Source organism: Fibrobacter sp. (assembly GCF_017545445.1).
Taxonomy (GTDB): domain Bacteria; phylum Fibrobacterota; class Fibrobacteria; order Fibrobacterales; family Fibrobacteraceae; genus Fibrobacter.
In genome coordinates this window covers 106,461-117,891 of sequence record NZ_JAFWOM010000027.1, presented here as the reverse complement: position 1 = coordinate 117,891, position 11,431 = coordinate 106,461, and the positions used below count along the sequence as shown (strand labels likewise).

Here is an 11,431-nt window from a genome sequence, read left to right as displayed (position 1 = left end):
CTAACCTTTTACTATGTTTCAACCGACAACAATACCGAACACACTTATGTCTTGGTAACAGGGCTATTTATCTATACAACCGTATTCTTGAGCATTTTCATCGCTCCGTTCTTCAAGCAGAAAGACGAAAACGGATTCTGGGTATTCTTAATGAGGAATGCCAAAGCCGCTGTCGTCGCTACCGCCATTTCTGTAGTCCTGCTCATCGCCATTGACGGACTCCTATTCGGATTCTTCAACCTGTTCGACATCAAAGTATCAGCAAGACCTTTCGTTTATTCGGCGATTATCAGTTCATGCACCATATTCCCCATCTTGTTCTTCTCCGGCATCCCTTCCATTGACGACTGCCTGCAAGAAGCTCCTGCTTTGAACAAATTCCAGACTAGCACGAACAAGTTCATCTTTTTACCTGTCGTCTCACTCTATATTTTACTTCTTTACGCCTACATTGCAAAAATCATCATCCAATGGGAAATGCCCAAAGGAATGGTCTCCTATCTCGTTTCGGCATCCATGTTGCTCATGCTTCTGCGAGTCACTCTGATGCTCCCCGAACGCATCAATCCCAAGCCATCCTTTGAGAGCAAGCTCCTGAAAATTCTCCCCGCCGCCTGCATCCCCCTCGTCATCTTGATGTCCGTCGGCATTATACGCAGAATCTTCGATTACGGGATTTCAGAAGACCGCTATTACATTGCTGCCATCAACATCTTCTATTACATCGTTATCGCCATTTTGCTCATTGACAAAATCAAGTGCAAATCCAAATACATCGCCATCGTTTTTTGCAGCATGTTCTTCATCCTCACGAACGGCCCCCTGAGCGCCCTCAATGTCACGCACCGTATTTGGATGGGAAGCATCAAGGACGCACTTACCGAACTGGGTTACACCAATTTCCCGCTAAGTAAAGACGAAACTGCAGAATTCGCAAGACGCATCCAGGACAAGAGCGACCACAAAACAAACATCGCCACCTCACGGTTGGAAATTCTCAATTCCAGACACGACAAAGAACTCGCACAGTACATTCCCAAGGGAGATGCCCTCATCCTGATTTCCAGAAAATCTTCTACAAACAAAAAAGTCAACGAGTTCCTTATCAGCGCCTACATAAACAATTCCAAAAACAGCTACTTTGAAATTCCTAAAAACGCAACCCAAGTAAACCACTTTTACAAGACATTCGATAAAGAAGATTTCGAATTCCGCAACGATACGCTATTTTTCCAGTTTTCTCCTAAAAAGCTAGACAAGACCTTCCACTTCTCTATCACCAAGCAGGAACTGGAGCAAAAAAGCGTGCGATTCCTCGAAACCGAAGGTGCAAAAATCGGTGTTGAGAATTTAGATTTGACTTTATACAAGAAAGAAGAAAAAGTCAAGCACAATTACTTTAGTATCCGCGGCATCCTTTTCCTGGAGTAAATCATGGTCTTAGCCGCAATCAAGAAATACCCGAGTCAAATCACGAGCGCGTTCAAACGTTTTCCAACCGCATCGGCGTTTACGTTCCTCATTTTCATCACGCTCGTCATCGAAACGGACTTGTTCCGCAGAAGAACCCAGTATTATTTCGTTGTTGGCAACGCATCCATTTATTTTTAAATTTGCAAAAAACGGAGATTTTATGGCAGCACTCATTTTAGACGGCAAGGCACTTGCCAAGACCACAGAAGAAGAACTCAGCGCCCGCGTGGCAAAGCTCAAGGAAAAGACCGGCAAGACCCCGATTCTTGCGACGATTCTCGTAGGCGACGACCCAGCAAGCGCCACTTACGTCAAAATGAAAGGCAACGCCTGCGCCCGCGTGGGCATGGAAAGCATCCGCGTGGTGATGGACAAGAACACCACGACGCAGGAACTCCTCGACAAAATTCAGGAACTCAACGAAAACCCAAACGTGCACGGCATACTCTTGCAGCACCCGGTTCCGCGCCACATCGACGAACGAGCCGCGTTCGAAGCGATTGACGCCCGCAAGGACGTGGATGGCGTGACCTGCCTCGGCTTTGGCCGCATGTCCATGGGCGAAAAAGCTTACGGTTGCGCAACGCCGGCCGGCATCATGCGTCTCCTCAAGGCTTACAACATCCCGCTTTCTGGCAAGCATGCCGTGGTCGTTGGCCGCAGCGCCATCCTCGGAAAGCCTATGGCGATGATGCTTTTGAACGCAAACTGCACCGTCACGATTTGCCACAGCAAGACCGAAAACCTCCCCGAATTCGTGAAGCAGGCAGACATTCTCGTGGGTGCCGTCGGCAAACCGGAATTCATCAAGAAGTCCTGGATCAAGCCGGGTGCAGTTGTCGTAGATGCAGGCTACCATCCGGGTGGCGTGGGCGATATCGAAAAAGGCCTTGAAGAAGTCGCATCCGCATACACTCCAGTTCCGGGCGGAGTCGGCCCCATGACCATCAACACTCTCATCTACCAGAGCGTAGAATCCGGCGAATCGTTGATTAAGTAACGACAAAGTTATTCTGATCCTGTAAGGGGAAGGATCCAATAACTGGATTCTTCGGCTTCGCCTCAGAATGACGAAAAGAAGCGTCCTTGTGGCGCTTTTTTTATTTTACCCGATAGGGTCCATGCCGACGGCGGCGGAACCGCAGTTTTTTCCCAATCCCTATTTTAGTTTTTCCAAGAACTCTTTCGCATCGCAAGATTCGACGAGACCTTCGCCGAGCAACTTCTGCAAGCGTAGCAAGTCATTGCGACCATCGCGAGCAAACACGACCACCTTCTTGAAGCAATCGCGGTGGCGTAACAAAAATTCCAAATTGTTGATATCCGTCTTCGGGAAACCGTATCCGATAAAATAAATTTCTTTGGCATTTTTCAGATAGTAATCGGCCTTGGACCATAGCAAGTTGAAAAGGCTCCCGCGCAAGAACGATTCCTTGGCGTGCGCCATCGGGATGAAGATAGGCGTGTCTTCGCAATAAATCGGGAAACTACGGTCTTGCGGCTCGACTTCGCAGACGTTTTTCAAGTCGAGTTCGTCACTAGCGCCTTTGACGGGGAACCAGTTGAGCGAGCCGTGCAATTTGATAAGGTCGATGGTGCGGCTCGACTTACCGCGTTTCGCCGAGCGGTCCGCCGGATCGATTTTCACTCCGTAATCTACAGAAACTTGTTCACAAAGTTCCTTGTCGTTTGCAATCGCAGTTTCAATAAGCGTGTCGTAATTGAACGATAGCAAGAGCGTTTCGCGGGAACCCGATGCGGAATCGTTTTCGCAAGACACCAAAAATCTCTTGAGAATCGCCGCAGACGCAGCATCAAGTGCATTGTCGCTGCGGATGACACTTGCAATAAATCGCAAAAGCTCAAAACGCAACGACGCATGGTAAAGCCGCTCGCGTTCGCCCGGGAAAATCTGCGCAGAAAGAATCGATGTCGCCAAAGGCTCGATGCCCAAGTAATCATTGTCGCCATTGCAAAGCGTCAAAAAACGCTTGCAGTAATCGCGAAAATGCGGAAACTCATCCGGAATTCCAAAAGGGATAAGTTCGTTCAAGTCGCGGAGCGTGGGCATCTGCGGCGAAAAAGACTTGCTGAAACCAGAGCCAAGCACAAAAATACGACGATAACAATTCGACTGCATCATACTGTTAATGTATATTTTTTTAGACGAGAGAACACTTCGCTCTCAGACTAGAGACTAGAGATTATTTAATAAAAAATTTCTTTCGTCTTTCGTCTGTAGGACCGCAGGTCCGTTCTCTCATCTAAATAGCAGCCAGCCTGTTTCCATCGCGGTAATAGGCGTGACTTTCACGTCGCCTTTTTCAGGGAGTTCAAAAGCAAGACCCGTCAAAAAGTTCATCCAGCATTTCGGCGTGAACTTCATGTTGCAAAAATGCGAAAGACACGGCACAATCCACGCATCGTGTGTCACGAAAACATTAAATCGCGAACTCGCTTTTTCAAACATCATCTCGCGCATTTGTTCGGCACGTTCATGCAACGGGCAAAACGCATCATGCGTGCCCGACTCAAGCCACTTGCAAATGCCCTCGTAAAAACCTTCTCTCAACGTTTGTTCGTACGCATCCCGGTTTTGAACAAAGAAATCACCTAACGCATCAAGCGGAGTGACTTTTGTAGCATTTGAATTCGCGGACTCCGACGAAACATTTGCAGAACACGGCGTAATGCTCCCCGTTGTACCAGTAGCATGCCCTACATACCCCGCGAGCTTTCGGCCCTCGGCAACGCACTCCGCAGTCTCGATGCAACGACCAACCGGACTCGAAAAATACACCGCATCGCCAATCGCCGGGAATACACGCCCAAGCGCCACCGCCTGACGGCGCCCGCGATCCGTAAGTCCCACATGCGCCCCAAAGTCCTTGTCTTGCGGCGTGATGTGATTGCGTTCGGCATGTCGCAACAACAGATAAATTCTGGAATTCCAGTCTATCTGTGCAAAAAATTCAGATGCAGGGAGAAAGTCGGCGATCATTGGGGTATCAGTGAATAGTTGTTAGTCAATGGTCACTAGTCAATAGTCATTAGTTGACAAAACATAGATAAAATGTATCTGTGATGGAGACCTGGTATATACCGACCCCGGAATAAATCCGGGGTGACACATTGCAGGGATGACAAAGCGGGAATAACAATCATGTTCCTATTGCAGCAGAAATGGGAATCCACAAAACATGCCCGATAACAAAACTCAAAATTCCAAGAGCGAACCCGCACAACACATCCGTAAGCCAGTGCACGCCGAAATAAACACGCAAAAGTCCCCACGTGAGCGGCAACAACATCATGATCCAACCATACTGCGGCACGCAATAGAATACAGTGCTTGCAACGGCCAAGTTGTTCATCGTATGGCCCGACGGGAAACTGTACTTGTCGAGCGGTGGAACCTCGGCCTTGATCTGCGAATTCGCTGCAAACGGACGCGGACGCTTGGTGCTCAGCTTAACGCATTCGTAAATCACAAGACTCATCACAAGCGAAACCAACGCCTGCCAAAGAATCGGCAAAAAACTTTCCCAGCCAATCATCCAAATCAAAAACGCAATGAACAAAGCCCAAATATAGCCATCGCCCAAGCGAACGTAAAATTTGAGGAACTTCGTCGTCTTCGATGAAAAACGCCGGTTTGTCCAATATACCGAAACACGATTGTCAAAATCAGAAATTTTACTTAACATCGTCGCAAATGTAGAATTTTTAAATTAAATGGGAAAAGCCAATCATTCGATCAAATTCAGAAAGTACAATACAACTCTCATTTTTTCCATGAAAACAACAAACTCTTTATTTTTTGCAGATAAAATCTAGTCCGTTCCAGTTCAATAAAGAATACAGCAACACAAACCACAGTCGTTGCATGCAAAAGGGAATGGATTAGCAAATCCGGCACCATAAAAAATTCAAAGCCTTTCCTGCCGATAGTTTGCACCATACTCCAAAAGACTTGTGCGAATATCGCTAACGAACATACCATCAAAATTTCCGTTTTCTTTTTCACGAGAGCCCAAATACCAGCCAACACCGACACAATACCGAGCAAGACTTGCGATAAAATGAACACATAAACACTCCCCGCAACACCACCCAGTCCAGCCACAAGAAAATATATCGCGCAAAAACGGTACAGACCTAAATTAAAACCTTCATAAGTCGCAACATCCTTATTTTCTTCTACACGCTTTTTAGGCGCAATAAAAAACACCGCTACGGCAGCAACAAGATTAACATTAAAAATCAAACCCGTAACAACTGGGCCTGGAGCACCAAAATAGAAAGGCAACAAAACCTGCCAAGCAATCATAATCACCGCAAGGATTTTTAAAGCCGTCACGTTCTTTTTGACAAGTGCGAATATTCCCAACCCCAAAGAAACTAAAATCGCAAGGGCGGCAAGCGCAATCGGGCCAACCCAAATAGACACAAACAACAACCCGATTGCCGCAATAATGTCTTCAAATGACAAAGTCGTAAGAGTGCTCCACAGCAAAGCAAGCACCCCGCCATTCCCCATAAATAACACACTGGCAATTATCTTGAGCAGGCTTATTATAAAGATTATGGCGCAAACCCTGAACAGCGCCAAATTGCCATTGAAACTAACTTTTTTTTCATTCATTCGAAATTCTCCTGTTGCAAAAATAACAAATTCAAAGCAAAACCTGTCAACGAAATTCCGAATGAGTCAACCCACTTGCTCTTTGTTTTCCTCTTTTAAACATTTTTGAGCAGGGCAAAAAAACACACATTTAGAGAGTTATACCGCAAAAAAGTGCTTATAATTCTCTAAATCTCATTTTTTTAGGACATTTAGAGAATTATAGAGAGTTTTTGTAAAAAAGACCTTTTCTGTTATCCTTAAATTCTTTTATATTTCTAAAAAATGCCTGATTTTAGTAAATTCTTATTTTTCGATTTAGAATACAATCCCGAAACAAAAAAAGTTCGGGAGTATGGCTACATCTTCGATGAAGAATTTGTTCGGGCTAGCAATCCTGCAAAATTAGAACAAGCCGCATCAAAAGCAAAATACATCGTAGGGCACAATGTACTTCGTCACGACGCCCCAATACTCCGGCAATATTTTTCTATTGATTTTCCAAACGTCCATGCGCTAGACACTTTAATGTTGTCATCGTTATTGTTTCCTCGCAAACCTTATCATAAACTACGCAAGGAATATTTACACAACGAAGATGATCCTTCAAACCCATTGGAAGATGCCAAGCTTTGCAAGAAACTATTAGAGGACTGCATTGAAAAATGGGATAATTATCCGTGGCAACTTCAATATCTACTATTTCAATTTCTAAAAAACGAGCCTGGTTTCGCGCCATTTTTTACTTTAGTCGAAACACCAAATCCTATAAAACTACGATTGAAATCATCTGAAATTCAAAGGTGGTTTACGGCTAATTACGAGAGAACAATTTGTCTGCATCAGAATTTTCAAAACGAATGGGTCGCTTACCGAGCAGAATGGTGTTTTCTCTTGACTTTATTCTATGAAGAAGGTCCCAGTGATTACGTTCCTCATTGGGTGCGATATCAATATCCGCATCTTGAAAACATTTTGCATCGCAGGCGCCTTGTTCCCTGTGGTAATCCACAATGTCCTTATTGTTCCGAACAACTAAGTTCCACAAAACAGTTAAAGAAATGGTTTGGTTTTGACAATTTCCGTTCTTTTAACGGAGAACAAATTCCACTGCAACAACAAGTCGTCGAATCGGCAATGCGAGGAGAATCTTTGTTGGCCGTTTTCCCGACTGGTGGCGGAAAGTCCATGACATTCCAGTTACCCGCATTAATTGCAGGAACACAAATAGGAGCGTTAACAGTTGTAATATCTCCAATCGTAGCCCTAATGAAAGACCAAGTTGACGTACTTGAAAAACGCAGACAGATTGGAGATGCCGCCTATATCAACTCAATGCTATCTCCTGCCGAAAGAAAGGACGTCATTGAAAAAGTCAACAACGGCGAAAAGAATATTCTTTACATTTCTCCAGAATCACTGCGTTCCAACACGACATTCAATTTGTTAAAACATAGACGTGTAGAGCGCATCGTCGTTGACGAGGCGCACTGTTTTAGCGGCTGGGGGCACGATTTTAGAGTCGATTATCTTTACTTAGCAGATTTTCTTAAAGATTTGCAAAAGGAAAAGAATCTCGAAACCCCAATTCCCGTAAGCTGTTTCACGGCGACAGCAAAGCAATCTGTGGTAGATGACATTTGCAACTATTTCAAGGAGCGTCTAAATCTTGATTTGGTCAAGTTCATTAGCCCAGCAAAGCGTACAAACCTGACATACAAAGTTATAGAATCGTCGGAATCCCCCAACGAGCGTCGCAAACAATTGGTGAATGTTCTCCGTGATTACAACGGTCCTAAAATCATTTACGCATCCAAAGTCAAGACAACAGAATCTCTAGCCGAAGAATTGCACAATCGCGGTTTTGCAAGTGCGTGCTATAACGGCAAAATGGAATCCGAAAAGAAGATGACCATTCAAGACCAATTCCAAAATGGCGAAGTCGATACCATGGTCGCAACAACTGCGTTTGGAATGGGCGTTGACAAAGATAATGTAGAATTGGTCGCTCATTATGAAATTTCAAGCACGCTTGAAAATTACGTTCAAGAAGCAGGTCGTGCAGGCCGTGATCCAAAATTGCAAGCAAGCTGTGTTGCTTTATTCAATCCAAAAGATCTCGACACTAATTTTCAAATTCTTCAGCAATCAAAACTTTCTGCACAAGAAATTTCGGCTGTTTGGCGAGTGCTTAAAAAGGTCGCAGGTAATCAAAATCGTTTGATTATGTCGGCACTTGAAATAGCCGATCAATGCGGATGGACCGAGAAGGAAACAGACGCCAGCGTCAACACCACAAAAGTCAAGTTAGCCATTCTCGTTTTGGAAGAACAAGGATTCCTAAAACGTAAACGCAACAGAACTCAAATGTACGGTTCTTCAATTACGGTAGAATCCGCAGAGCAGGCGCGAGAAACTATAGGTTCTGAAAAAATTGAAATTGCAAATTCTACAGAAAACATCGCATATCGTATCATTCACCACATCATCAGCAAACGCTGGACACGATCTCCTGAATGCGCTCTTGACGAACTTACAGTCAATCTAGGATTAACAAGAGAACAAGCCAACAACGGCTTACGACTGCTGCGAGCATTACACCTTTTGAACGAAGATGATGATTGGAGTGCAAGATTACAGAGAAAAGGACACGATACTCCTCGCACGCTTTTGAAAGCGGCATACGAACTGCAAGAGGAACTATTAAATGCTTGCGAAGGCAAGGGTATTAACGATCGGTTTGTGTTAGATATGACCAAACTTAATTCCCAGCTAAATCAAAGAGGCGATGCCGTTGGTGCATCAACATCTCGCCGCAATCTGTTTATATTCCGTGGTATATTACGTTATTGGGCCCACGAAAGCGTTGCAGAAATTCATCTTGTAGAAGCGGGGCATCAAGTTTATCAAATAGAGTTCCTTGTTCCGCCAGAATCTGTCAAAGAAAATCTCAGAAAACAGTGGCAAATATTTGACAAAGTCATTGATGCCTTGACAGAAATGCAAAAGGAACAAACTCGTCAAAACGGAAATATTGTCTGGTTCTCCTTGAATGGTCTAATGAAGAGAATGTACAAGGAAAAAGGAGAAAAAGCAGTCGCTCGCATTGAGATGCAAAAGCAACTTGAATACGCGCTTCTTTTCTTGCATCTTGTAGGTTCGATCACGCTAGATCACGGACTCGTCGTTTTCTACACCGGACTTGTAATGGAATTAAATCCGGAGGCAAAGCAAAGGAGTTTCACGGCCAAAGATTTTGAAATGCTCAACACTCATTATAAGCACAAAGCCGAAGCTATTCACATTGTTGGTGAATACGCAAAGATGATGCTTATTGATGAAAAAGCGGCACAACAATTGCTAGACGATTACTTCGTCATGGATATTGCAGATTTTCGTCTGAAATATATGCAAGGTATTGAGCAGATGGATTCCGTATCCGATGAACTGAAACGAAAAATCGAAAGCGTCAATGACGAACAGCGCAAAATCATCAAGAGCCGTAAGAAACACATCCTCGTAGGTGCAGGCCCGGGTTCGGGAAAAACACACTTGCTCGTTCATAAAGTAGCATCTCTTTTATGGATTGAAGAATCTAAGCCAGATTCAATCTTGTGCCTAACATATACTCGTGCTGCGTGTCGCGAACTAAAAAAACGCTTGTTCAATTTAGCGGGACCTTTAGCTGCAAAAGTAAACATTACAACGTTCCATTCGCTCGCCTTTTCAATTCTAGGAGTGCAAGGAAACAAGAAAGCACTAGAAAACGCGGACGACGTTGTATCCAAAGCAGCAGAACTTTTAGAATCTGGAGAAGAATCCGGTGTAGGCGCACCCGCAGTTATCTTGGTTGATGAATTTCAAGACCTGTCCGCAGGAGAATATCGCCTATTACGCGCCCTTTATGATTTAGGAGAAAAAGATCCGCGCGTTATCGTAGTTGGCGACGATGATCAAAGCATTTTTGCGTTCCGAGGAAGTTCCTCCGAATACTTCCAAAAATTTGCCGATGAATTTCCAAATACAGAAAAATTCTATCTAACAACAAATTACCGTTCCGTTGCCGGTCTCGTCCGAACAAACGCAAAATTACTCGACTTGATGACAGAACGCGTAAAAGAAGGTTCTCAACAGTTCGCCATAAAACAGAATCAAGCAGAGCTTACACTTTACGAAGAAGGAGACAAGGCTACAGCTGCATTTGGCGCCGCAGAAATTCTTGCTCAAAAATTTATTTCAAATCCAGCGGAGTCTTACTGCATTTTAACTCGTGAAAACGCAGAAGCATTTTTGGCAGCTGCGAAACTGGAAGAAAAACAAGTTCCATACCGTTTGTTAAAAGGCCGAGACAAGGACAAATGTCCTATTGAGAAAACTCGAGAAATTTTAGGATTCTACGCAATTCTTCAAGAAGATCCGAGAGTAGGAAAATTTCCGTGGAGCGCAAAAGAATTTAGACACATTGCGGAAGATTACAAAGCAAACCATCAGGCAGAAAGTTCTTTTGAACTTTTAAATACGTTAGTAGATGATTTCATCGAAACAGAAACTGCTTGTGGTGAAGATTCTATTACTCTAGGCGACTTCAATCAATATTTAAGCGAAGTTTCTTACAGCGACTTTGCATCAAAAAACATGGGAGCCGTTTCTATTGGAACGATGCATAGCGCAAAAGGGCTTGAATGGGACAATGTCATTCTCGCATTAGGCTCTTGGGTTCTGAAAGATGCTGATGAAAAGAAAGCTCAGGAGAATTATCGCCTGCTATATGTTGCAGCCACCCGCGCAAAAAAATCATTAACTGTTATCGGTAATGAAAACATGTTGCCACGTGAATGGATTTGCCATTTTTCAAAACAAGGCAAAGTCAACAGCGTCCAAATTCCGAATGTTTTGCATATAGAAACAGAATATGACGAAGTTGTTTGGGATCTTTACCGTAAAACGGGAGGTCCCTATGATACAATTGTTCCAATTAGGCAAGAATTTTTATGTTCAACAAAACTTGAAAAATCTTTGGAAATACATCAGGATAAAAATGGCAACTATAACGTTTATTTGGGAAATACCGTTTTTGCTTGGTTTGCAAAAAAATTTAGGGACAAACAAATTTCGTATCTTGACAGATACCATTATTGTCCTTTGTCAGCACAAATAATACAAATTTGCCAAGTTCACTTTGACGATGGTCAAAATGGATGGGTACCCCTATTTAGGGTAGAGTTCGGGAATAAACTTCATTGAAATTTGAACAATGGCGGCTTGGCCGCCTCATTTATTTTCCCCGAATTTGCTCTTCTGTAAGATTAAGCCTTTTGACATGCGTTTTTCAAA

Annotated in this window: 8 protein-coding genes; 4 read left to right on the top strand and 4 right to left on the bottom strand. The window is 43.8% G+C overall.

Annotation, left to right across the window (positions count from 1 at the left end):
- From IKG78_RS03565 to folD, 3 genes are all read left to right on the top strand, one after another.
- A partial coding sequence (locus tag IKG78_RS03565) for a DUF4153 domain-containing protein (protein WP_290939403.1) occupies positions 1-1,431 on the top strand: 1,431 nt, incomplete at its 5' end.
- A 3-nt stretch (positions 1,432-1,434) separates the two neighbouring features.
- On the top strand, positions 1,435-1,611 hold the full coding sequence (locus tag IKG78_RS03560) for a hypothetical protein (RefSeq protein WP_290939400.1): 177 nt from the start codon (positions 1,435-1,437) through the stop codon (positions 1,609-1,611).
- A 22-nt stretch (positions 1,612-1,633) separates the two neighbouring features.
- The gene (folD, locus tag IKG78_RS03555; protein WP_290939397.1) at positions 1,634-2,473 is read left to right on the top strand and encodes a bifunctional methylenetetrahydrofolate dehydrogenase/methenyltetrahydrofolate cyclohydrolase FolD; all 840 of its coding nucleotides are present in this window, start codon (positions 1,634-1,636) and stop codon (positions 2,471-2,473) included.
- Between the two features lie 159 nt (positions 2,474-2,632).
- On the opposite strand, the gene IKG78_RS03550 is transcribed toward folD, so the two are convergent.
- The 4 genes from IKG78_RS03550 to IKG78_RS03535 all read right to left on the bottom strand — a co-directional run bounded on the left by IKG78_RS03550 (position 2,633) and on the right by IKG78_RS03535 (position 6,118).
- Positions 2,633-3,616 (bottom strand): SIR2 family protein, encoded by a 984-nt coding sequence (locus IKG78_RS03550; RefSeq protein WP_290939394.1) that lies wholly within the window; start codon positions 3,614-3,616, stop codon positions 2,633-2,635.
- Positions 3,617-3,733: 117 nt separating this feature from the next.
- Positions 3,734-4,474: a histidine phosphatase family protein gene (locus tag IKG78_RS03545; protein WP_290939391.1), complete on the bottom strand. Its 741-nt coding sequence runs from the start codon at positions 4,472-4,474 to the stop codon at positions 3,734-3,736.
- 160 nt (positions 4,475-4,634) lie between these two features.
- On the bottom strand, positions 4,635-5,180 hold the full coding sequence (locus tag IKG78_RS03540; protein ID WP_290939387.1) for a phosphatase PAP2 family protein: 546 nt from the start codon (positions 5,178-5,180) through the stop codon (positions 4,635-4,637).
- A gap of 77 nt (positions 5,181-5,257) precedes the next feature.
- Positions 5,258-6,118 carry a hypothetical protein gene (locus IKG78_RS03535; RefSeq protein ID WP_290939384.1) on the bottom strand — a complete coding sequence of 287 codons (861 nt, stop codon included), beginning with the start codon at positions 6,116-6,118 and terminating at the stop codon, positions 5,258-5,260.
- 264 nt (positions 6,119-6,382) lie between these two features.
- Here IKG78_RS03535 and IKG78_RS03530 point away from each other — a divergent pair, with 264 nt between their 5' ends.
- On the top strand, positions 6,383-11,341 hold the full coding sequence (locus IKG78_RS03530) for a RecQ family ATP-dependent DNA helicase (RefSeq protein WP_290939381.1): 4,959 nt from the start codon (positions 6,383-6,385) through the stop codon (positions 11,339-11,341).
- Positions 11,342-11,431: the final 90 nt, after the last annotated feature.